This is a genomic window from Neisseria sp. P0001.S007 (assembly GCF_051963655.1).
Lineage (GTDB): Bacteria > Pseudomonadota > Gammaproteobacteria > Burkholderiales > Neisseriaceae > Neisseria > Neisseria subflava_A.
On record NZ_JBQCUB010000002.1, the window covers coordinates 206,566 to 230,183 of the forward strand.

Sequence of the window (23,618 nt, forward strand, 5' to 3'; positions counted from 1 at the left end):
TTTCAGCTTTTTCAAGCCGCATTTTCCCCTTGATTGATAAAAAGTATTACGCATATTATTGGGCAAACTTTTTATTTACGTTAAAATATGCTTTTTTTTGATAATAAGGCCGTCTGAAAAAGGCGGAAACTAATTATGGCTGAACAACATACACACGCTTCCACCTGGAAGAGCAAAATCAATGCTCTCGGCCCGGGTATCATGATGGCTTCGGCGGCAGTCGGCGGCTCGCACCTGATTGCCTCCACGCAGGCAGGCGCACTTTACGGCTGGCAGCTTGCGCTGATTATCATTCTGACCAACCTGTTCAAATACCCGTTTTTCCGCTTCAGCGCACATTACACGCTGGATACGGGCAAAAGCCTGATTGAGGGCTATGCCGAAAAAAGCCGCGTTTATTTGTGGGTATTTTTGATTTTGTGTATTGCATCGGCAACGATTAATGCCGGTGCGGTCGCCATCGTTACCGCCGCCATCGTCAAAATGGCGATCCCGTCGCTGACTTTCGATGCCGGCATGGTGTCCGTCATGATTATGGTTTCCTGCCTGCTGATTTTGGCAAGCGGCCGCTATAAAGCATTGGACAACGTTTCCAAAATCATCATCGTCAGTCTGACGATTGCCACCGTCGCCGCGGCAGCCGTGGCCATGTCTCGCGGCATGCAGATGAAACCCGACTTTATCGAGCCTACCCCATGGACGCTGGCCGGCTTGGGCTTCTTAATCGCACTGATGGGCTGGATGCCTGCGCCGATTGAAATTTCCGCTATCAACTCTTTGTGGGTAACCGAAAAACAACGCATCAACCCTTCCAGCTACCGAGACGGCATTTTCGACTTCAACGTCGGCTACATTACCAGCGCAGTGTTGGCGGTCGTCTTCTTAGCCTTGGGCGCATATGTACAATACGGCAACGGCGAGGAAGTGCAAATGGCGGGCGGCAAATATGTTGGCCAACTGATTAATATGTACGCCGTTACCATCGGCGACTGGTCGCGTCCCTTAGTAGCGTTTATCGCCTTTGCCTGTATGTACGGCACCACCATTACCGTAGTGGACGGCTACGCCCGCGCGATTGCCGAACCGGTACGCCTGTTGCGCAGTAAAGACAAAACCGGCAACGTCGAACTGTTTGCTTGGAACGTCTGGGTTGCAGGCTCAGGCTTGGCCGTAATTTTCTGGTTCAACAGCGCAATGGCCGAGTTGCTCAAATTCGCTATGATTACCGCTTTCGTTGCCGCCCCTGTGTTCGCTTGGCTGAACTACCGCCTCGTCAAAGGCGACAAACGCCACAAACTGACCATGGGCATGAACTTCCTTGCCATTATCGGTTTGATTTATTTGACCGGCTTTACCGTTTTGTTCCTGCTGAACCAAACAGGCATCTTGGCTGCACCTAAGTAAACCCATATAAAAAAGGCCGTCTGAAACTTAAAAACAGGTTTCAGACGGCCTTTCTAATCAATCATATCTTTTTGAATTTTCATTCAAACCCATTATAATGACTCCTTATTTCGCCGTTGCAGACCACTCGACGGCATCCGTATTCTGGAAAATTTATGAAGCCGTCTATCTTAGAAAAACTACAACAACTCAGCGACCGACTGGAAGAAGTCACGCACTTGCTCGGTCAGCCTGAAGCCACGTCCGACATGGACAACTACCGCAAACTCACGCGCGAACACGCCGAACTGACCCCCGTCGTCGAAGTCTTCCAAAACTACCAGTTGGCGCAAAGCGACTTGGCAGATGCCGAAGAAATGCTGTCCGATCCCGAAATGAAAGACTTTGCCGCCGAAGAAATCGAAGCAGCCAAAGCCAAAATCGACGAACTCGATACCGAATTGCAAAAACTGCTGCTGCCAAAAGATGCCGACGACGATAAAAATATCTTTATCGAGGTACGCGCCGGTACCGGTGGCGACGAAGCCGCGCTGTTTGCAGGCGATTTGCTGCGTATGTACAGCCGCTACGCTGAGCGCAACCGCTGGCAGGTTGAAATCGTTTCCGCCAACGAAAGCGAATTGGGCGGCTATAAAGAAGTCATCGCCCGCATTATCGGCTTGGGCGCGTACAGCCGTCTGAAATTTGAATCGGGCGGCCACCGCGTACAACGCGTTCCTGCAACCGAAAGCCAAGGCCGTATCCACACTTCAGCCTGTACCGTCGCCGTCATGCCTGAAGCGGACGAACTCGAAGACATCGAATTGAACCCCGCCGACCTGCGCATCGACACCTTCCGCGCATCCGGCGCAGGCGGTCAGCACATCAACAAAACCGACTCCGCCGTCCGCATTACCCACTTACCGACAGGCATGGTAGTCGAATGCCAAGACGGCCGCAGCCAACACGCCAACAAGGCGCAGGCGATGAAAGTCCTCGCCGCCCGCTTAAACGATGCACAAAAACGCGAAGCCCAAGCCAAAGAAGCCGCCGAACGCAAATCCCTGATCGGCAGCGGCGACCGCAGCGAACGCATCCGCACCTACAACTACCCACAAGGCCGCGTGACCGACCACCGCATCAACCTTACCCTGCACAAACTGGATTTTGTGATGGACGGCGATTTAGAAGAAATCACCAATGCCCTGATTGCCGAGCATCAAGCCGAGCTTTTGGCGGCAATGGGGGATTGATGGATTTGGTCCATTGCGTTTATACTTTTCAGACGGCCTGATGACATATGTCAATATGACCGTGTATATGTTATCCCAAAGTGATAAAATGCAGCACCAGCTGCACAACAGCAACACCCTTCTACAATCACCGAAAGAGAGGACACAAAATGGCAAAAATCCTGATCGCACCGGTATCTACCGGCCTGAGCGCCGATGCAGCGGCAAAAGCATTTGCAGCGGCATTGAATGCGCAAGTTTTCCAAGCCGTTGACTCCACTACAGAAACCCTTTTGGCTCAAGGCAAGAGCGACGACTGGTTTGACGCGCTTGTCGGTAAAGTTGCAGCATTGAATGCAGACAATCTCGTTATCGAAGGCATCACTCCTGATGCAGACAAATTGTTCTTGGCAGGCAAAAACGTCGAATTGGCGCTGTCTTTAGACGCTGGCGTTGTATTGGCGCTGAAATCCGACAATACCGACGCGGCCGCCATCGCCCAACAATTAAACCTCGCCAAACAGCTCTACACTAACTCCCCAGGCTTATTGGAAGGCTTTATCATTGACGGCGCAGCAGCCGCTTTAGGCGCACAAGTTGCCGAGCAAACCGGCCTGACTTTCTTCGGCTCCAGCGACAAACTGCAAGACGTATCCGCTTTGGCCAAACGCGAAGCTAAACGCCTGTCTCCAGCCCAATTCCGTTACAACCTGATCGATTTCGCACGCAAAGCCGATATGCGCATCGTTCTGCCTGAAGGCGCAGAACCGCGTACCGTCGCCGCTGCCGCTATCTGTCACGAAAAAGGCATCGCCCGTTGCGTACTGTTGGCGACCCGCGAAGAAGTTGAAGCCGTAGCGAAAGAACGCGGCATCTCCCTGCCCGATTCTTTGGAAATCATCGATCCTGCTTCTTTGGTTGAGCAATACGTTGAACCAATGTGCGAATTGCGCAAATCCAAAGGCCTGACTCCTGAAGATGCACGCAAACAGCTGCAAGACACCGTCGTACTGGGTACCATGATGATGGCTCAAAACGACGTGGATGGTTTGGTTTCTGGTGCAGTCCACACTACTGCCAACACCATCCGCCCTGCCCTGCAACTGATTAAAACCGCTCCGGGTGCAAGCCTTGTATCCAGCGTATTCTTCATGTTGCTGCCTAACCAAGTTTTGGCATTCGGCGACTGCGCGGTTAACCCGAACCCAACTCCGGAACAACTGGCCGACATCGCCATTCAATCTGCCGACAGCGCCAAAGCTTTCGGTATCGATCCAAAAGTGGCCATGATTTCCTACTCTACCATCAACTCAGGCAGCGGCCCTGATGTCGATGCAGTGATAGAAGCAACCAAACTGGCTAATGAAAAACGCCCTGATTTGGCCATCGAAGGCCCGTTGCAATACGATGCGGCTACCGTTCCATCTATCGGCCAATCCAAAGCTCCGGGCAGCGCTGTTGCCGGTCAAGCAACCGTTTTAGTTTTCCCAGACCTCAATACCGGCAACTGTACTTACAAAGCCGTACAACGCAGCGCCAACGTCCTGAGCGTAGGCCCGTTATTGCAAGGTTTGCGTAAACCGGTTAACGACTTGTCCCGCGGCGCATTGATTGAAGACATCGTCTTCACCATCGCCCTGACTGCCGTTCAAGCCAAACAAATGCAAGGCTGATTGACAAGCTGATGCGTTAAAATCAAAGGCCGTCTGAAACCGATGTTTCAGACGGCCTTTCGTATCTTTGCGCCAACTATATTATAATTCGCCATTATTTTCCGAAAGACTGCCCCAATGACTGCCTACCAGCAACAACTAGCCGACAAAAAGCAATATCTTCAGCAACTTTTCCAAGGACTGGATTTCCCTGAAATCGAAGTCTTTGAATCTCCGGAACAGCATTACAGGATGCGTGCCGAGTTCCGCATCTGGCATGAAGGCGGCGAAATGTTTTACGCTATGTTTGAGCGTGGACAAAAGGCAAGCGGGGCAAGCCTGATCCGTTGCGACCAATTTCCTGCCGCGTCCGAATCCATCAATGCCTTGATGCCGAAATTGATTGAAGCCGCATCCAATCATCCCGAGCTGAAAAACCGCTGGTACGCCGTCGAATTTTTGTCCACTTTAAGCGGCGAAATGCTGGTTACCATGATTTACCACAAGAAGCTGAACGAAGCATGGCAACAAGCTGCGCAAGAGCTGGCGCACAATTTGGGCATCCACATTATCGGCCGCAGCCGCGGACAAAAAATCGTATTGAGCCAAGATTTTGTAACCGAAGCGTTGAAAGTCAACGGCAAGACCTTCCGCTATCGTCAAATCGAGGGCAGCTTTACCCAACCCAATGCCCAAGTGTGCCAAAAAATGCTGACGTGGGCGTGTGATGCTGTGCAGAACTTAGGCAAAGACATGCTTGAGCTGTACTGCGGCAACGGCAATTTCACCCTGCCGCTTTCGCAACATTTCAATCAAGTGTTGGCGACCGAAGTCTCCAAAACTTCCGTCAACGCCGCTCAATGGAACATTGAAGCTAACCAAATTACCAACCTCAAAATCGCCCGCCTGTCTGCGGAAGAATTTACCGAGGCCTACACGCAAAACCGTGAATTCCGCCGCCTGCAAGAACAAGGCATTGACTTGAAAAATTATGATTTTTCAACCATTTTCGTTGATCCTCCACGCGCCGGTGTTGATGATGAGACGCTCAAATTGGTTGCCCGATTCGACAACATCCTCTATATTTCCTGCAATCCTGAGACCCTGCGCGCCAACCTCGATACGCTCTGTCAAACCCATACTATCGAACGCGCCGCCCTGTTCGATCAATTCCCATTGACCCACCATATCGAAAGCGGCGTTTGGTTGAAGAAAAAATAAAATCATATAAAAAGGCCGTCTGAATGTTCAGACGGCCTTTAATTAACGGCATATTAAGCGATTTTCAAATCAATCCGCTTCCAAAACCACTTTCATGGCTTGGTTTTCAGCAGCGTGTTTGAACACATCGTAAGCTTTTTCCAATTCGCTGAATTTGAAATGGTGGGTCATCATTTTGGTGTAATCCACTGAACTGCTGGAAATGGCTTTCATCAGCATTTCGGTGGTATTGGCGTTAACCAGGCCGGTAGTAATGGCAAGGTTTTTAATCCACAGTTTTTCCAGTTTGAAATCAACGGATTGACCATGCACACCAACCACAGCAATATGGCCGCCAGGTTTCACGATATCTTGGCACATATTCCAAGTTGCAGGGATACCGACCGCTTCGATGGCACAATCTACGCCGTCTTCGCCGACGATGTCGGCAACTTGCTTGCTTACATCGCCGGAAGCAGGGTTAATGGTATGGGTCGCGCCCAATTCTTTCGCCAGTTTCAAACGATTTTCGTCCATATCGCAAACGATGATGGTGGCAGGGCTATACAGTTGCGCAGTCAGCAATGCAGACATACCGACAGGGCCGGCACCGGCGATGAATACGGTATCGCCAGGTTTCACATCGCCATATTGCACGCCGATTTCGTGGGCGGTCGGCAAGGCATCGCTCAACAGCAGGGCAACTTCTTCGTTGACGTTGTCAGGCAGCGGAACCAAGCTGTTGTCGGCATAAGGCGTACGGACATATTCGGCCTGAGTACCGTCGATCATATAGCCCAAGATCCAACCGCCGTTGCGGCAGTGTGAATAAAGTTGGATTTTACAGTTGTCGCAAGTACAGCATTTGCTGACACATGAAATAATGACTTTATCACCGACTTTGATGTTTTTTACAGCATCGCCGACTTCTTCTACAATACCGATACCCTCATGACCGAGAATACGACCGTCGGCAACTTCAGGGTTTTTACCCTTCCAAATACCCAAGTCAGTACCGCAAATCGTGGTTTTAACGATTTTGACGACTGCATCGGTCGGATCGATAATTTGAGGACGGGGTTTTTCTTCGAAACGGATGTCGTTGGCACCGTGATAAACCATTGCTTTCATGTGAATCTCCTTGAGCGGTTAATAAACTTTAACAATACAGCGTAAATCCACATTAACTATATTTATATACCCCTCCACCTGATAAGTCAATCCTGATTATTATTTTGTATGTTATAGTGTAACATACTGTTTTAAAAATAAATAATTAAAAAGTAAATATTAATGAACACACCCTCATCCTTCGCACGACGACTCATCAATTGGCAACGGCAGCATGGCCGTCACGACTTGCCTTGGCAGGTCAAAGACCCTTATTGCGTCTGGCTTTCAGAAATCATGCTCCAACAAACACAGGTTGCTACCGTATTGGACTACTATCCGCGTTTCTTAGCCAAATTCCCAACTGTGCAATCGCTTGCCGCCGCGCCGCAAGACGAGGTTTTATCCTTGTGGGCAGGCTTGGGCTATTACAGCCGCGCACGCAACCTGCATAAAGCTGCGCAACAAGTCGTCGGACAATTCGGCGGTATCTTTCCTTCCGAGCGCAAAGACTTGGAAACGCTCTGCGGCGTAGGCAGAAGTACCGCCGCCGCCATTTCTGCCTTTGCTTTCAACCGACGCGAAACCATCTTGGACGGCAACGTCAAACGCGTTCTCTGCCGCGTCTTTGCCCAAGACGGCAATCCGCAAGACAAAAAATTTGAAAACGTGCTTTGGACGCTTGCCGAAAGCCTGCTGCCGTCTGAAAACGCCGATATGCCTGCCTATACACAAGGGCTGATGGATTTGGGCGCAACCGTCTGCAAACGGACAAAACCTTTGTGCCATCAATGCCCGATGGCAGACATCTGCGAAGCAAGAAAACAAAACCGCATTGACGAACTGCCCCGTAAAAAAACTGCTCCCGAAGTGCAAACCCTACCGCTTTATTGGCTGATTATTCATAACACTGACGGCGCATTATTGCTTGAAAAACGCCCTGCCAAAGGCATTTGGGGCGGTCTGTATTGCGTACCCTGTTTTGAAAAATTAGACGATTTGTATGCTTACGCCGAACGCTTCGGTATTATTTCAGACGGCCTTGAAGAACAAACCACGTTTACCCACCGCCTGACCCACCGCTTATTGATGATTACCCCTTTTCAGACGCAACAAAGGCCGTCTGAACATCTTTCAGACGGCCTTTGGGTATCATTGGAACATTTGGCGGATTATGGTTTGCCCAAACCTTTAATCAAGTATTTGGCAAAAGGCTAAACCGCCCTATTCCACAATCTCTTTAAATACAACTTCTTTCCCACCGCGAATCAATACGGCAAAACCATCGCCAATTTGCCAACGTGAGCTTGGATTGGCGTACTCGACACCCTGACTCTGCAAGCGGACTTGCGCCAGTTTCTCAACCGTATTGCCTTCACGCAGCTCAACCATCATCGGGCTGTGGCTGTTGATATAAATTGCAGTAATCGTCCGACCTTGTGCAGATTGATAACGGACAGAATACGTCTGCGCCTGTGCAATAACCGGTAACGGCGCATCAGGGCGCACGGCCTTATACGAGCCGCACGCAGCGCACAAACTCAGGCACAAAGCGCAGATGATTTTGTTCAACATAGGCATAGATTAATAATGGTGATGCGGAATCTCGCCATCAAGCCGGTAATAAGTGCCGCAATACGGGCATTCAATCTCGCTGTTGGACTGAATCGGCAGGAATACACGCGGATGGCCGTTCCATGTTTCATGATTAGGGCCGGAGCAATGCAGCGGCAAATCCTGCGGCTTGATGACTACAACGTTTTTTTCAGACTGTGTACTCATGGTTTGGTTCCTCACTATGTTTTCTTATCTTCCAATATTGTAAAGCAAAACGGCCGATAGGTTCAGACTGAAAACATTATATAATCACTTTTTTCAGACGGCCTTTGATGATGATGACTACCCTGCTCCGCCTTCAAGATTTCGATACTTCCGATTCCGCTTCATTTCTTTATACACTCAGCGCAGCCTATTTGGACCACACCGAACAGGCAGGAGATGAGAAAATGTCCGGCCTTAACGACGAACAGCATACATTGACCGCCCTTTGCTATCTCGACAGCCAGGTTCAAGAAGGCGGCTTCGTACAGCTTATCGCTTCAGGATACGGAGAATACATCTTCGGCAATCCGGTTACCGACAGCCTGCGCCGCTGGCGCATCAAACCGATACCGAAAATCTTAGACAAAGCCAAAACCTTGTACGAAAAACACGGCGAAGCCATTGAAAAAATGGCAGATGAGCAAAGGGATTTCGACGAAATCCGCAAAGCTTTTCCCGATTTTGAAGAGCTTGACGGCGATTATTATGACGTTGCCGACGAAGACTTGGAAACCGCAGCAGCCTACGTTCAAGCAAATTGGGATAAATTTGCCAAACTGTCAGACTGAAACCATAAAACTTTGCCGGTTTGAATCATCTGTTCAAACCGGCAAAATTATAAGTACATCAAATTAACGTTTGTTTTTCTGATAAATCGGCATTACTTCAGGCAACATTTTGCGGATTGCATTGATACGCGCCTGATTGGTTGGGTGGGTCGACAAAATAGACAATGAGCTACCGCCCTGTACTTTGTTCATTTTTTCCCACACGCTTACCGCAGCCTCAGGGTTGTAGCCTGCTTCAGCCATCAAACGTACACCGCCTGCATCCGCTTCGCTTTCCTGATGGCGTGAGAACGGTTTGGTTGCCAACAAATCTGCACCCAAGCCGACCAAATCGCCATCCACACCGGTTGAGCTGGCCAAAATCGAACCGCCCAAGCCGGTCAATACTTGTCCGCCCAAAGCTTTTTTGCTGTGTTCCAACAGAGCATGGGTCATTTCATGGCCGACAACAGCGGCAATTTCATCATCAGTCAGCTTCAATTTCTCTACTATACCGGTGTACACGGCCATTTTACCGCCTGGCATTGCCCATGCGTTCATTTCATCACTGCGGATAACGTTCATCTGCCAGTTGAAAGGCACGCCGGTTTTGTTGGCGCGCTCAGCATGAGGACGCAAACGTGCAAACACGCGTTGAACGCGTTGAGCAGTTGGAGATGAAACATCCAAAGCTTTTTGACCACGTGCTTTTTGAATGACTTGTGTGTAACTTTTAGCCGCGTCTTCATTTAAAGTCGCAGTATCGTAGCCAACCATATCTGCTACAGAAGTACAGCCGGTCAATGCCAAAATCACGCCCATGCCGGCCCAATATTTTTTATTCCATTTTTTCAACATGTTTTCTCTCTGTGTTTTAAAATTAATGTAACAACATTGTACCCAAATTTAATACTCTTTACACAAAAGGCCGTCTGAACGGTTTCAGACGGCCTTTAAGCGTAATATTTAAGAGCGACGCTGCAACATCCAAGACTCAATCTTACGCGCATCATTTACGCGGGTTGTGGAAGACGGAGAGTTGAGCAACACAATGGTAATCGGCTGATTCTGTACATTGGCCTTAACCACCATAGAACGTCCTGCCTCGCGGATATAGCCGGTTTTCTGCAATTCAATATTCCAGCTGCCTTCACGCACCAAGGCATTGGAGTTTTTGTAGTTTTGACGACCATTTGCCGTCCAAACCGAGCCGTAATTTGAAGTAGAATTTTTACGGATCAGCGGATATTTGCTTGCTGCCGCAACCATGCGATTCAAATCGCGTGCAGTGGAAACGTTTTGGAAATTCAAACCGGTAGGCTCATAGAAACGACTGCTGGTCATACCCAGGCTTTGCGCTTTGGCATTCATAGCCGCAACAAATGCGCTCATACCGCCCGGATACGTACGGCCCAATGCATGAGTAGCACGGTTTTCACTGCTCATCAGGCTCAGGTGCAACAGTTCGCCGCGTGTCAGCGTCGTGCCGATGCTCAAACGGCTGCCCGTACCTTTCAAACGGTCGATTTCAGCCTCGGTAATCGTAATAGGCTCGTTCATATCCAGATGCGCATCCAAAACCACCATCGCGCTCATCAATTTGGAAATAGAGGCAATCGGCATGACACGATCAGGGTTTTTCTGATACAGCACTTCACCGGTTTTATTATTGAAAATCAAAGCAGATTGCGAAGACAGCAGAGGACCTGCCAAAGCGGCTTGAGCTTCGACTTGGTCGGCATGACTCAATGCAAAAGCTTCCAGCGGGTCATTTTGCACTGGGAAATTTTGCTCCAAAAATTGTCCCAATACATCCATATCATTGGCAACGGCAGGCGCAGAAGCAAAGGCCAATGCCACACCTGTCCATACCATTCCTAAAGTTTTATAGAATTTCATATCTGCCAATTCAAAAAAAATACATTTAATTCAACATTCTGTTAAATTTTTCGCTAATTGTAAAGCGAGTTGAGAAAACTTTGCGTTTGTTTGCGAGATATTCAAATCCAACGTCCGCATCTGTTTCTTAGACGATACGGCGCAATGCCTGCTCTGATTTGAAAAAACACAAGATAGTCATTATACTTAGGCTCCTTTGTCAGAGGCATTCCCCCAATCCGGCAATACGCCCGAAATATCTGTTCCCCCTTTACAACACAGCCTCCATACAACCATACGAAGAAATTATTATGTCTGAAGAAAAACGCACCTGTTCATTCTGCGGGAAGTCCGAAAACGACGTTAAAAACCTGATCGAAGGCGAACACGCCTTCATCTGCAACGAATGTGTAGAAACTTGCGGCATAATGCTGCAAGACAACGAGTTCGGCGAAATTGAAAACGAGCTTGTCAAAGCGAAAGAAGAAAACGCCGAGAAAAAACTGCCTACCCCGGCCGAAATCGTTGCCAACCTCAACGACCACGTTATCGGTCAGGAACACTCAAAAAAAGCGTTGGCAGTATCGGTTTACAACCACTACAAACGCCTGCGCCACCCGAAAGCGGAGGGCAAAGTCGAGTTGTCCAAATCCAATATCCTGCTCATCGGCCCTACCGGCTCAGGTAAAACCCTGTTGGCGCAATCTTTGGCGCGCAAACTGGATGTACCTTTTGTCATGGCGGATGCCACAACTTTGACCGAAGCCGGTTATGTCGGTGAAGATGTCGAACAAATCATCACCAAACTTTTGGGCAAATGTGATTTTGACGTTGAAAAAGCCCAGCGTGGCATCGTTTATATCGATGAAATCGATAAAATTTCACGCAAAAGCGACAATCCGTCGATCACGCGCGACGTATCCGGCGAAGGCGTGCAACAAGCCCTGCTGAAACTGATTGAAGGCACGGTAGCCAGCGTTCCCCCTCAAGGCGGCCGCAAACATCCGAACCAAGAATTCATCAACGTTGATACTACCAACATCCTCTTTATCTGCGGCGGTGCATTTGCCGGCTTGGAAAAAGTCATCCGTCAACGTACTGAAAAAGGCGGTATCGGCTTTGGTGCGGCAGTACACAGTAAAGATGAAAACGCTGATATTTCAGCCCTGTTTGAAACAGTCGAGCCTGAAGACTTGATTAAATTCGGTTTGATTCCCGAGCTTATCGGCCGTCTGCCCGTGATTGCCACATTGGCAGAATTGGATGAAGATGCTTTGGTCAACATTTTGACCGAGCCGAAAAATGCCTTGGTCAAACAATATCAAACCTTGTTTGAAATGGAAAATGTCGGCCTTGAGTTTGAAGAAGACGCCTTGCGCAGCATCGCCAAACTGGCGATGGAACGCAAAACCGGTGCGCGCGGCCTGCGCTCTATCGTTGAACGTTGCCTCTTGGACACCATGTACACCCTGCCAGATTTGAAAGACGTAGCAAAAGTCATCATCAATAAAGAAGTGGTGGAAAAAGGCGATCAGCCAAAACTTTTCCGTGAAGACGGCAGCGAATATAAGCAATAAGGCTCATTCTCCAAAAAAAGACGTGTACCCGTTACACGTCTTTTTTATTTTCTTAATAAAACCAAAAGCATATCTTTGAATAATGGTCTTATACATGAAAAATAAAGGCCGTCTGAAACATATTCAGACGGCCTGAGACCTTTGCAAAACTCCCCAAAATCCCCTAAATTCCTACCAAGACATTTAGGGGATTTCTCATGAGCACCTTCTTCCAGCAAACCGCACAAGCCATGATTGCCAAACACATTGACCGCTTCCCACTATTGAAGTTGGATCAGGTGATTGATTGGCAGCCGATCGAACAATACCTGAATCGTCAAAAAACCCGTTACCTTAGAGATCACCGCGGCCGTCCCGCCTATCCCCTGTTGTCCATGTTCAAAGCCGTCCTGCTCGGACAATGGCACAGCCTCTCCGATCCCGAACTCGAACACAGCCTCATCACCCGCATCGATTTCAACCTGTTTTGCCGTTTTGACGAACTGAGCATCCCCGATTACAGCACCTTATGCCGCTACCGCAATTGGCTGGCGCAAGACGACACCCTGTCCGAATTGCTGGAACTGATTAACCGACAACTGACCGAAAAAGGCCTAAAAGTAGAGAAAGCATCTGCTGCCGTCGTTGACGCCACCATTATTCAGACTGCCGGCAGCAAACAGCGTCAGGCTATAGAAGTCGATAACAAAGGACAAGTCAGCGGCCAAACCACACCGAGTAAAGACAGCGATGCCCGTTGGATAAAGAAAAACGGCCTCTACAAACTCGGTTACAAACAACATACCCGTACCGATGCGGAAGGCTATATCGAGAAACTGCACATTACCCCCGCCAATACCCATGAGTGCAACCACCTGTTGCCTTTGCTGGAAGGGATAGCCGAAGGTACGACCGTCTATGCCGACAAAGGCTACGACAGTGCGGAAAACCGACAACACCTGGAACAGCATCGGCTGCAGGACGGTATTATGCGCAAAGCCCACCGCAAACATCCGCTGTCGGAAGTGCAAACCAAACGCAACCGATATTTGTCGAAGACCCGTTATGTGGTCGAACAAAGCTTCGGTACGCTGCACCGTAAGTTCCGCTATGCCCGGACAGCCTACTTCGGACTGAGCAAAGTGAGTGCACAAAGCCACCTGAAGGCGATGTGTTTGAACCTTTTGAAAGCCGCCAACAGGCTAAGTGCGCCTGTTATCGCCTAAAAGGCGGCCCGGATGCCTGATTATCGGGTATCCGGGGAGGATTAAGGGGATATTTGGGTAAAATCAGGAGTAATTAGGAGCGGAAATAGACGAAAACCTGTGTTTGGATTTCGGCTGTCGGAGGAAAAGGAATTTTGCAAAGGTCTCGGCCTTTGTTTTCAAGTTGCTCTAAGTCTGCCTTCATCCGGAGTATTGATGATGGTGACTTCCTTGAATTTTATGACGCTTATTTTTTTGCTTTCTTAACGCTGCTTTTTTAGCAGGAACAGCAGTTTCAGAATCAGCTACAGGCTCGCAGCAGGATCGGAAGCAACTGATTCAGCTGTACGTTGATAGCCTTTGCCTTTCATGCAAGCATCAAATACAGCACGATCAGCATTTTCACCAGATGCTTGTTGACATTGAGTCATCGCTTCTTCAACAGTGATGCGTGGCGCTGCCGCTTCTTCAGGTTTGGAAGAAGAACAAGCTGCCAACATCAGGCTACCGGTGGCAAGAGCGATTAATAAAGTTTTCATAATTATATATTCCTAAATTTTGATTTTATGGTTTACCGTTAAACGGGAGATACAGGCTACAAAACAAGCTCTGTACCTCAATATTGAGTACATGAGTGCAATTTAGTTTCATTTCAACCTGTAAGTTTTTGATAAATTAATTCTATTGAAGTTAAGACAAATGCTTAATCCTCAATAAACTCAAAATCTTGCAGACCAGTCATTTTTTCTGTTTTTTCACTGTAAAAATATCAAAACGTGGCTGTTGCTAATCGCAACCATCATTTGGGGAGTCCCTCTTTTTATGGCATAATGGACTACTTGACGGATTATTCCGCTCCCCATTTTTTCAAACCGCAGAATCAACATCATACTGCGGTTTGTCCATTTCAGAATCAGATTTTTCAGACGGCCTATCATTCAAAAGGCCGTCTGAACAGAAAGCCACCATCATGAATCCTTTCTCTTCACTCGGTTTAGGCAGCGAATTAGTCTCTGCCCTCACCGATCAAGGGTATGAAAACCCGACACCTATCCAAGCCGCAGCGATTCCTAAAGCCTTGGCAGGACACGACCTTTTGGCCGCAGCACAAACCGGCACAGGTAAAACCGCCGCCTTTATGTTGCCCAGCCTCGAACGCCTGAAACGCTACGCCACATCCAGCACCTCCCCTGCCATGCACCCTGTCCGCATGTTGGTATTGACCCCAACCCGCGAACTGGCCGATCAAATCGATCAAAACGTGCAGGCATACATTAAAAATCTTCCTTTGTGCCATACCGTCCTCTTCGGCGGCGTCAATATGGACAAACAAACTGCCGACTTGCGCGCCGGTTGCGAAATTGTTGTCGCTACGGTTGGCCGACTGCTTGACCACGTCAAACAAAAAAACATTAATTTAAACAAAGTTGAAATCGTTGTACTCGATGAAGCCGACCGTATGCTTGATATGGGTTTCATCGACGATATCCGCAAAATCATGCAGATGTTGCCCAAACAGCGACAAACCCTGCTTTTTTCCGCCACTTTCTCACCGCCTATCCGCAAACTTGCGCAAGATTTTATGCACACGCCTGAAATGGTTGAAGTGGCTGCGCAAAACACCACCAACGCCAATGTCGAGCAACACATCATTGCCGTTGATGCACTCAAAAAACGCAACCTGCTCGAACGTCTGATTGTTGATTTGCATATGAATCAAGTCATTGTATTCTGCAAAACCAAACAAAGCGTCGATCAAGTTACCCGCGACCTCGTCCGCCGTAACATTGCCGCCCAATCCATCCACGGCGACAAATCCCAACAAAGCCGACTGGAAACCCTCAATGCCTTTAAAGAAGGTACATTACGCGTTTTGGTTGCCACTGACGTTGCTGCACGCGGTTTGGATATTGCCGAGTTGCCTTTCGTCATCAACTACGAGCTGCCAACCCAACCTGAAGACTACGTCCACCGCATCGGACGCACCGGACGGGCCGGTGCTGACGGCGTTGCCATTTCCTTGATGGATAAAACCGAACAGAAAATGTTTGAAGCCATTAAAGAACTGACCGGTAGCGATTTGAATGTGGAACGCATCGAAGGCTTTGAGCCGCATTGGTGGGGCAACGACAATAAAGATGAAGCCGAAGCGCAACCGGTTCAGCACAACGACAGCCGCTCTCGCCGCGAAGATAGAAACAAACGCAACGAATACGCGAATAAATCAGATAAAAATTCGAAAAAAGCAGAAGAGAAAAACGATCCGAGTATTGTCTGCGGCAAAATTGCCGGCAGAACACGCCGCAGCCGTCACGAGCGTCAGCCTTGCGCCCTGCTCCAACCTGGTTTTGGCGTAAAGTAAACAACGCTGATTAATCGGTTTTCTGATTATTTATCCTAAGCAAAGGCCGTCTGAAACTTATCTTTCAGACGGCCTTTTATTAAACTAAAAATAAAAAGGACGTGATGAACACGCCCTTTATTTTTCCGTTTCAGACGGCCTTTATTATTTAAGGCCGTCTGAAAATCGGTTTACCTTGCTATATTAAACATTCACTTTCTCGGCTACTTCGTTGTAGCTGTCGATTTCGTTGAAGTTCATGTAGCGGTAGATTTGGTCGCCCTGCTCGTTGATGATACCGATATTGGCTTGGTATTCTTCAACAGTCGGGATTTTACCCAGTTTGGAGCAGATTGCCGCCAACTCAGCCGAGCCGAGGTAAACAAAGGTGTTTTTACCCAAGCGGTTCGGGAAGTTACGGGTAGAAGTGGACATTACAGTTGCGCCTTCGTGTACTTGTGCTTGGTTACCCATACACAATGAGCAACCCGGCATTTCCATACGCGCGCCTGCACGGCCGAGTACACCGTAGTGACCTTCGTCAGACAACTCTTTCGCATCCATTTTGGTTGGAGGCGCCATCCACAGACGTACCGGGATGTCGCTCTTGCCTTCCAAGAGTTTGGAGGCGGCACGGAAGTGACCGATATTGGTCATACAAGAACCGATGAACACTTCGTCAATTTTGGTGCCGGAGCGTTCAGACATGAAGCACACGTCGTCAGGGTCGTTCGGGCAAGCAATAATCGGCTCTTTAATGTCGTCCATGTTGATTTCAATCACGGCGGCGTATTCGGCATCTTTATCCGCTTCGAGCAATTCAGGATTTGCCAACCATGCTTCCATGGCTTTGATACGGCGTTCCAAAGTGCGCGAATCTTGATAGCCGTTAGCAATCATGTTTTTCATCAACACAATATTGGATTTCATGTACTCGATAATCGGCTCTTTGTTGAGCTTCACAGTACAGCCAGCAGCGGAGCGTTCGGCAGACGCGTCAGTCAATTCAAAGGCTTGTTCCACTTTCAAATCAGGCAGGCCTTCGATTTCGAGGATGCGGCCGGAGAAGATGTTTTTCTTACCGGCTTTGGCAACAGTAAGCAAGCCTTGTTTAATCGCGTACAGCGGAATGGCGTTCACCAAGTCACGCAGGGTCACACCCGGTTGCAGTTTGCCGCTGAAGCGTACCAATACGGACTCAGGCATATCGAGCGGCATTACGCCGGTAGCTGCTGCGAAAGCAACCAAGCCCGAACCTGCAGGGAAAGAAATACCGATAGGGAAACGGGTGTGGCTATCGCCGCCTGTACCGACTGTATCAGGCAGCAGCAGACGGTTGAGCCATGAGTGAATCACGCCGTCGCCCGGACGCAGAGATACACCGCCACGGGTCGAGATGAAGGCAGGCAGTTCTTTATGGGTTCTCACATCGACAGGTTTTGGATAAGCCGCGGTGTGACAGAAAGACTGCATCACCATATCTGCTGAGAAGCCCAAGCAAGCCAAGTCTTTCAATTCGTCGCGAGTCATCGGGCCGGTAGTATCTTGCGAGCCGACAGTAGTCATGCGTGGTTCGCAGTAAGTACCCGGACGCACGCCTTTGCCTTCCGGCAAACCGCAGGCGCGGCCAACCATTTTTTGAGCCAAGGTAAAACCGGCTTTGCTTTCAGCTGGCGCTTGAGGCAGACGGAATTCGGCAGAAGCAGGCAGTTTCAATGCTTCACGCGCTTTGGCAGTCAGGCCACGACCGATAATCAGGTTGATACGGCCACCGGCTTGTACTTCGTCCAGCAATACTTGCGATTTCAGGCTGAACTCGGCAACAGTTTCGCCGTTTTTCACAATTTTGCCTTCATAAGGCAGGATATCGACGACATCACCCATTTTCAGAGCAGACACATCGACTTCAATCGGCAATGCGCCGGAGTCTTCTTGAGTATTGAAGAAGATAGGGGCAATTTTGCCACCCAGGCATACGCCGCCGAAACGTTTGTTCGGTACGAACGGAATATCTTCGCCTGTATGCCAAATGACAGAGTTGGTAGCAGATTTGCGTGAAGAACCGGTACCGACCACGTCGCCAACGTAAGCAACCGGATGGCCTTTGGCTTTGAGTTCTTCCAACAATTTAATCGGACCGACTTCTCCTGGTTTGTCAGGCGTGATGCCGTCGCGCGGGTTTTTCAACATCGCCAGCGCGTGCAGCGGAATATCAGGACGGCTCCATGCGTCAGGTGCAGGAGAGAGGTCGTCTGTATTGGTTTCACCGTCAACTTTGAATACGGTAATAGTGATTTTTTCTGGAACTTTGGCACGAGAAGTGAACCATTCGGCATCTGCCCAAGATTGCAATACTTCTTGCGCGTATTTATTGCCTTTTTCGGCTTTTTCTTGAACATCGTGGAAAGAGTCAAACATCAACAGAGTGTGTTTCAGACCATTTGCAGCGATAGGCGCAAGTTTGTCGTTGTCCAAGAGTTCGATGAGTGCATGAATGTTGTAACCGCCAAGCATGGTGCCCAACAGCTCGGTAGCATACTCAGGGGAAATCAGCGGACTGGATGCGCTTCCTTCGGCAACGGCTGCCAAAAATGAGGCTTTAACTTTGGCGGCATCGTCCACACCGGGTGGTACGCGGTAAGCCAACAGCTCAACCAAGAATTCACCTTCACCGGCAGGTGGATTTTTCAGCAGCTCAACCAAATCAGCAGTCTGCTGAGCAGTCAGAGGAAGGGCGGGAATACCAAGGGCAGCGCGCTCGGCGGCGGCTTTACGATAGGCTTCTAACATCTCTTTGTTCCTTTTTCTGTTTTTTCTTCTGGACAATTGCAAATGATTTGCAATTAAGGATTGTAAACAATCCTTTTAAGTATCATAGACCAGTTTTCAAAAAATGGGAACAGTTATGTTACTGAGTGTAATAAATTTAAACTATTTTGTTTAATGTATTAATAGTCCAATCTATCCAAAGCCGCCCTCTTCTAAGCGTTTTAGCCAAACAGGCGGGAAACTTCGGCTGATTTTTTACGGTACGGCAAGATGATTTCAACGCGGAACAGGCCGTCTGATTGGATGTTTCTGATTTTCGCGTCGGTGTCATACATCAAAGTCAAGCGCTCTTTCAAATTGCGCAAAGCCATAGAATTTCCTTTATGCGGCTTGGTATTTTCGTTAGGTTCCGTTCCGCACGGATTTTCGATACTGATGAAAATAGATGATTTTTCCAATTTTGTTAATACCGTAATTATCCCTGGACGGTGGATAGATTCGACACCATGAAATACGGCATTTTCTAAAAGCGGTTGCAACAACAGATGTGGCGTTTCGGCATCATCGGGCGCATGGTGTTGCCACATAACCTGTACGCGCATATGTCCCATACGGATTTGCTCGATGGCAATATATTCCTGCGCCCACTCGATTTCCTGCCCTAAGGTGCTGTTTTGACTACCGTCGCGCAGTTGCGCACGGAACAAGTTGGCCAGATTTTCCAGCAAAGTTTCCGCATCATACGGACGCAGACGGATTAAGCTGATGGCGGCATTCAAGCTGTTAAACAAGAAATGCGGACGGATACGCGCTGTCAACGCGCTCAGTCTGGCTTCGGAAATGGAAGGCGCGAGGCTGTTGCGGCGGGCCGCTTCGATGTACATGAAACTGAAACAAAAAAAGGTCAGCAAGAAGAAGTGTTGAATCAGCGGCCAAATTTCTGTCTTCAAAATCACTAAATCGACAAACAAGAAAATCAGCAGGTTGGAAACGTAGGAAACCACAACGCTATACTGTGAGCGAAGCAGGGACGGCGCAAATGCCTGTAAGAAATAGACCTTGAGTAAAATTAAGAGGATGACGGGGCAAGCCCATGAAAAATGTTGGAAAATCTGTTCCGGATAAGGCACACCCGATACCGTCATCAACGGAAAGATAAACAAACTGATTAACAAAACAATGAGCAGGCGCACCAGAGTTGCGGAATTGCGCAAATCCGGCACTGCGAAATTCTGGTTTATTTGACGTATAATAGACATGATTTCAACCGTTTTCTTTCATAATGTATAGACGGGTCTGCTATATTGAAGACGTAGACCCTGTTTTTTATTTATATTTTAAGGATGCTGATATGAGCAAGGACAAAACCTGGTCAGGCCGTTTTAACGAACCTGTTTCCGAGCTGGTCAAAAAATATACCGGCTCGATTGATTTTGACAAACGACTGGCAGAATGGGACATCCAAGGCTCGCTAGCACACGCGCAAATGCTGACACAGTCGGGCGTTTTGAGCGAAGACGACCTCTCCGCCATCCGTCAGGGCATGGCCGAGATTATAGCAGAAATCAAAGAAGGAACGATTTCCTGGTCGCTGGATTTGGAAGATGTCCACATGAACATCGAACGCCGCCTTACCGACAAAATCGGCGACGCCGGCAAACGCCTGCACACTGGCCGCAGCCGCAACGACCAAGTCGCTACCGACATCCGCCTGTGGCTGCGCGATCAAATTACCGTTATTCAAAGCCTGATTCAAAATCTTCAGACGGCCTTGGTTGATTTGGCGGAACAAAACGCAGAAACCGTTATGCCCGGTTTTACCCATCTGCAAGTTGCCCAGCCGGTCAGCTTCGGGCATCACATGCTCGCCTACGTTGAAATGCTCGGCCGCGATTTCGAGCGCATGGCCGACTGCCGCAAACGCGTCAACCGTATGCCGCTCGGCGCCGCAGCCCTTGCCGGTACCACCTACCCGATTCAACGCGAAATTACCGCCGAGCTGTTGGGCTTTGAGCAAATCTGCCAAAACTCGCTCGATGCCGTATCTGACCGCGATTTTGCCATTGAGTTCACGGCTGCCGCTTCTCTGATTATGGTTCATCTGAGCCGCCTTTCCGAAGAATTGATTTTGTGGATGAGCCCGAGTTTCGGCTTCATCGATATTGCCGACCGTTTCTGCACCGGCTCGTCCATCATGCCGCAAAAGAAAAACCCCGACGTACCCGAACTCGTGCGCGGCAAATCCGGTCGCGTGATTGGCCATCTGATCGGCCTGGTTACCCTGATGAAATCGCAACCTTTGGCATACAACAAAGACAATCAGGAAGACAAAGAGCCTTTGTTTGATACTGCCGACACACTTATCGACACCCTGCGCATTTACGCCGACATGATGCGCGGCGTGACCGTCAAACCCGACAATATGCGCGCCGCCGTAATGCAGGGTTTTGCAACGGCTACCGACTTGGCGGATTACTTGGTGAAAAAAGGCATGCCTTTCCGCGACAGCCACGAAGTCGTCGCCCAAGCCGTGCGCCATGCCGATGAAGCAGGCGTTGATTTGAGCGAATTGCCGCTTGAAGTCTTGCAAGGTTTCAGCGGTTTGATTACCGACGATGTGTACACTGTGCTGACACCCGAAGGCAGCTTAAACGCGCGCAACCACTTGGGCGGCACCGCGCCTGAACAAGTCCGTTTCCAAGTCAAACGCTGGCATGAATTATTGGCTTAAACCCATCTAAACACATAATAAAAGGCCGTCTGAAAATTTTCAGACGGCCTTTTGATTACCTGTGTTACACTCAACCGCACAATAAAAACAGATAAACCTAAACTTACCTTCAAACGAGAAAACACGCCTCCTGACTTTGCCGCCATCTTCATACTAAAGGAGCAAGGATGAAAAACATTGTCTTAAAATTGATCATGATCTGCCTATGCTGCGGATGCTATGCCGTATTCGTCGCCTGGGAAAATGGCGGATTCAGCCAGCTCCATGATTTTCAAGCAATAGAGAGCAACGGCATGAGCGTATACCTTCATCAAACCTCCTCCGCAGCCATGCAGGCTGAAAAAAACGAGCTGTCGATTTTGCAAAACAACCAAAACAGCTTAGCCTCTTGCGTCGGCATTGAATCTTTATGCGAACACGCCAAGCCAGGCATCTGGGTTGAACATGCCAAATTCTTACAACACAAGGACACGGGCAAATTATTGGTACTTTCGTTGGACTATTTGGAAAACAATGACACCGCAAAAACCCTACACAACCGCTATTCTGCATCGCTCCTCCCCCAAGCAGATAGAACGGAAGCGTGGCATTACGCCTGGCGTACATTTTTGAGCTCAATAATGTTTCTAATGGTCGTCAATCTGACGCCAATGATTTTTGCCCTATTCGAAGAAAAGACAAGCGCAGCATAAAAACATGCCGTCTGAACACATTTTCAGACGGCATGTTTCATTATTAAAGCTTAACGCGGATGAACCATATCTACAGGAACGACCAATTCATCAAACTCTTCGCCTGTCAACAAGCCCAATTCGATGGCGGTTTCGCGCAACGATTTGTCGTTTTTATAGGCGGTTTTGGCGACTTTGGCGGCATTTTCGTAGCCGATTTTACGGTTTAACGCAGTAACGAGCATCAGGGAATGGTGCAGGAAATAGTCGATTTTTTCCGGCACGGGCTCGATGCCGACGGCGCAGTTTTCGTTGAAGCTGTTGCACGCGTCGCCCAAGAGGCGGATGGATTGCAAGAGGTTGTAGGCGATAACGGGCATATAGACGTTCAGCTCGAAATTGCCCGACGCGCCCGCCATGCTGATGGTAACGTCGTTGCCGAACACTTGGCAGCACACCATGGTCATCGCTTCGCATTGGGTCGGGTTGACTTTGCCCGGCATGATGGACGAACCCGGCTCGTTTTCAGGGATTTTGATTTCACCCAAACCGCAGCGCGGGCCACTTGCCAGCCAGCGGATGTCGTTGGCAATTTTGTTCAGGCTTGCCGCCAGCGTTTTCAATGCGCCCGAAGCGGCAACGGCGGCATCGCGTCCGCCCAGGGCTTCAAATTTGTTCGGCGCGCTGACAAACGGCAGGCCGGACAATTCGGCGAGTTTGGCAGCGGCTTTTTCGGCGTATTCGGGATGACTGTTCAAGCCCGTACCGACCGCCGTGCCGCCCAAAGCGAGTTCATACAAGTCTTTAAGCACATCGTTCAGACGGCCTAAACCGTGATCGAGCTGGGAAACGTAGCCGGAAAACTCTTGTCCCAAAGTCAGCGGCGTCGCGTCTTGCAAATGGGTGCGGCCGATTTTGACGATAGGGGCGAAAGCTTGGGCTTTTTTATCCAATGTATCGCGCAAGGCTTGGACGGCAGGGATGAGATGGCGGTTGATTTCAATCGCGGCGGCGACGTGGATGGCGGTCGGGAACGCGTCGTTGGTCGATTGCGCATGGTTTACATGGTCGTTAGGATGGACGGGCTGATACGCCGCCAAGCCTGTACCGGCGATTTCGTTGGCACGGTTTGCCAGCACTTCGTTCATGTTCATATTGGATTGCGTGCCGGAGCCGGTCTGCCACACTACCAATGGGAACTGCCCGTCAAGCTTGCCGTTCAACACATCATCCGCCGCCTGCGTAATCAAATCCGCCTGTTCGGGCTTAATCCTGCCGAGGGAAACATTGGTGGCGACTGCGGCTTTTTTCACCAGCGCCAAAGCGTAAATCAACGGCTGTGGCAGGGTTTCGCCGCCGATTTTGAAATTGTTGCGGCTGCGCTGGGTCTGCGCGCCCCAATAGGCTTCGGATGGGACTTCGACATTGCCCATGGTGTCGTGTTCGGTACGGGTACTCATGCGTTTCTCCTATATTAAAATAGAAATAATAATGATTCGTAAAATTATTATAACCAGCAAT

The 23,618-nt window shown here is 49.2% G+C and carries 20 protein-coding genes; 11 read left to right on the forward strand and 9 right to left on the reverse strand.

What is annotated here, in order from left to right; all coding sequences use genetic code 11:
- Window positions 1–135 precede the first annotated feature (135 nt).
- From ACTHRE_RS03365 to trmA, 4 genes are all read left to right on the forward strand, one after another.
- Window positions 136–1,404, forward strand: a complete 1,269-nt coding sequence (locus ACTHRE_RS03365) for an Nramp family divalent metal transporter (RefSeq protein WP_070584252.1) — start codon at window positions 136–138, stop codon at window positions 1,402–1,404.
- A 155-nt stretch (window positions 1,405–1,559) separates the two neighbouring features.
- A complete protein-coding gene (prfA, locus tag ACTHRE_RS03370) occupies window positions 1,560–2,636 on the forward strand; it encodes a peptide chain release factor 1 (RefSeq protein ID WP_049329850.1) in 1,077 nt (358 codons plus the stop codon).
- 149 nt (window positions 2,637–2,785) lie between these two features.
- Entirely contained in the window at window positions 2,786–4,288 is a 1,503-nt protein-coding gene (gene pta, locus ACTHRE_RS03375) for a phosphate acetyltransferase (protein ID WP_315040335.1), read from the forward strand.
- A gap of 117 nt (window positions 4,289–4,405) precedes the next feature.
- Entirely contained in the window at window positions 4,406–5,488 is a 1,083-nt protein-coding gene (gene trmA / locus ACTHRE_RS03380) for a tRNA (uridine(54)-C5)-methyltransferase TrmA (RefSeq protein WP_377072175.1), read from the forward strand.
- A gap of 69 nt (window positions 5,489–5,557) precedes the next feature.
- Here the strand turns inward: trmA and ACTHRE_RS03385 are convergent, their stop codons facing one another.
- Window positions 5,558–6,598, reverse strand: coding sequence for a zinc-dependent alcohol dehydrogenase family protein (locus ACTHRE_RS03385; protein WP_377072173.1), 1,041 nt, complete (start codon window positions 6,596–6,598; stop codon window positions 5,558–5,560).
- 162 nt (window positions 6,599–6,760) lie between these two features.
- Here ACTHRE_RS03385 and mutY point away from each other — a divergent pair, with 162 nt between their 5' ends.
- Window positions 6,761–7,795 carry an A/G-specific adenine glycosylase gene (gene mutY / locus ACTHRE_RS03390; protein WP_293204916.1) on the forward strand — a complete coding sequence of 345 codons (1,035 nt, stop codon included), beginning with the start codon at window positions 6,761–6,763 and terminating at the stop codon, window positions 7,793–7,795.
- A gap of 6 nt (window positions 7,796–7,801) precedes the next feature.
- Here mutY and ACTHRE_RS03395 read toward each other — a convergent pair whose 3' ends face one another.
- Complete coding sequence (locus ACTHRE_RS03395) at window positions 7,802–8,158, reverse strand: hypothetical protein (RefSeq protein ID WP_293204913.1); 357 nt, start codon at window positions 8,156–8,158, stop codon at window positions 7,802–7,804.
- A 3-nt stretch (window positions 8,159–8,161) separates the two neighbouring features.
- The gene (locus tag ACTHRE_RS03400) at window positions 8,162–8,359 is read right to left on the reverse strand and encodes a zinc-finger domain-containing protein (RefSeq protein ID WP_003745781.1); all 198 of its coding nucleotides are present in this window, start codon (window positions 8,357–8,359) and stop codon (window positions 8,162–8,164) included.
- 113 nt (window positions 8,360–8,472) lie between these two features.
- On the opposite strand from ACTHRE_RS03400, the gene ACTHRE_RS03405 reads away from it, so the two are divergent.
- Window positions 8,473–8,967, forward strand: coding sequence for a DMP19 family protein (locus ACTHRE_RS03405; RefSeq protein WP_377072347.1), 495 nt, complete (start codon window positions 8,473–8,475; stop codon window positions 8,965–8,967).
- Between the two features lie 63 nt (window positions 8,968–9,030).
- Here the strand turns inward: ACTHRE_RS03405 and ACTHRE_RS03410 are convergent, their stop codons facing one another.
- Window positions 9,031–9,804: a M48 family metallopeptidase gene (locus ACTHRE_RS03410; protein ID WP_308887702.1), complete on the reverse strand. Its 774-nt coding sequence runs from the start codon at window positions 9,802–9,804 to the stop codon at window positions 9,031–9,033.
- A 108-nt stretch (window positions 9,805–9,912) separates the two neighbouring features.
- Window positions 9,913–10,821 (reverse strand): serine hydrolase, encoded by a 909-nt coding sequence (locus tag ACTHRE_RS03415; RefSeq protein ID WP_371459479.1) that lies wholly within the window; start codon window positions 10,819–10,821, stop codon window positions 9,913–9,915.
- Between the two features lie 314 nt (window positions 10,822–11,135).
- Between ACTHRE_RS03415 and clpX the strand changes: the two genes are divergently transcribed.
- Window positions 11,136–12,401 carry an ATP-dependent Clp protease ATP-binding subunit ClpX gene (clpX, locus tag ACTHRE_RS03420; RefSeq protein WP_377072170.1) on the forward strand — a complete coding sequence of 422 codons (1,266 nt, stop codon included), beginning with the start codon at window positions 11,136–11,138 and terminating at the stop codon, window positions 12,399–12,401.
- Between the two features lie 197 nt (window positions 12,402–12,598).
- Window positions 12,599–13,606 carry an IS5 family transposase gene (locus ACTHRE_RS03425; protein ID WP_377072169.1) on the forward strand — a complete coding sequence of 336 codons (1,008 nt, stop codon included), beginning with the start codon at window positions 12,599–12,601 and terminating at the stop codon, window positions 13,604–13,606.
- Window positions 13,607–13,890: 284 nt separating this feature from the next.
- Here ACTHRE_RS03425 and ACTHRE_RS03430 read toward each other — a convergent pair whose 3' ends face one another.
- Window positions 13,891–14,124 carry a hypothetical protein gene (locus ACTHRE_RS03430; RefSeq protein WP_070814360.1) on the reverse strand — a complete coding sequence of 78 codons (234 nt, stop codon included), beginning with the start codon at window positions 14,122–14,124 and terminating at the stop codon, window positions 13,891–13,893.
- A 428-nt stretch (window positions 14,125–14,552) separates the two neighbouring features.
- Here ACTHRE_RS03430 and ACTHRE_RS03435 point away from each other — a divergent pair, with 428 nt between their 5' ends.
- Window positions 14,553–15,947 (forward strand): DEAD/DEAH box helicase, encoded by a 1,395-nt coding sequence (locus ACTHRE_RS03435; protein WP_440344853.1) that lies wholly within the window; start codon window positions 14,553–14,555, stop codon window positions 15,945–15,947.
- 183 nt (window positions 15,948–16,130) lie between these two features.
- Here ACTHRE_RS03435 and acnB read toward each other — a convergent pair whose 3' ends face one another.
- Together acnB and ACTHRE_RS03445 are read right to left on the reverse strand one after the other, a co-directional pair.
- Window positions 16,131–18,716 carry a bifunctional aconitate hydratase 2/2-methylisocitrate dehydratase gene (acnB, locus tag ACTHRE_RS03440; protein ID WP_377072167.1) on the reverse strand — a complete coding sequence of 862 codons (2,586 nt, stop codon included), beginning with the start codon at window positions 18,714–18,716 and terminating at the stop codon, window positions 16,131–16,133.
- 200 nt (window positions 18,717–18,916) lie between these two features.
- Window positions 18,917–19,954, reverse strand: a complete 1,038-nt coding sequence (locus ACTHRE_RS03445; protein WP_049331614.1) for a sensor histidine kinase — start codon at window positions 19,952–19,954, stop codon at window positions 18,917–18,919.
- Between the two features lie 92 nt (window positions 19,955–20,046).
- Here ACTHRE_RS03445 and argH point away from each other — a divergent pair, with 92 nt between their 5' ends.
- Together argH and ACTHRE_RS03455 are read left to right on the forward strand one after the other, a co-directional pair.
- Window positions 20,047–21,426, forward strand: a complete 1,380-nt coding sequence (gene argH, locus ACTHRE_RS03450; protein WP_377072165.1) for an argininosuccinate lyase — start codon at window positions 20,047–20,049, stop codon at window positions 21,424–21,426.
- A gap of 167 nt (window positions 21,427–21,593) precedes the next feature.
- The gene (locus tag ACTHRE_RS03455; RefSeq protein WP_377072163.1) at window positions 21,594–22,118 is read left to right on the forward strand and encodes a hypothetical protein; all 525 of its coding nucleotides are present in this window, start codon (window positions 21,594–21,596) and stop codon (window positions 22,116–22,118) included.
- Window positions 22,119–22,168: 50 nt separating this feature from the next.
- Here the strand turns inward: ACTHRE_RS03455 and fumC are convergent, their stop codons facing one another.
- Complete coding sequence (gene fumC, locus ACTHRE_RS03460; RefSeq protein ID WP_377072161.1) at window positions 22,169–23,557, reverse strand: class II fumarate hydratase; 1,389 nt, start codon at window positions 23,555–23,557, stop codon at window positions 22,169–22,171.
- Between the last annotated feature and the right edge of the window lie 61 nt (window positions 23,558–23,618).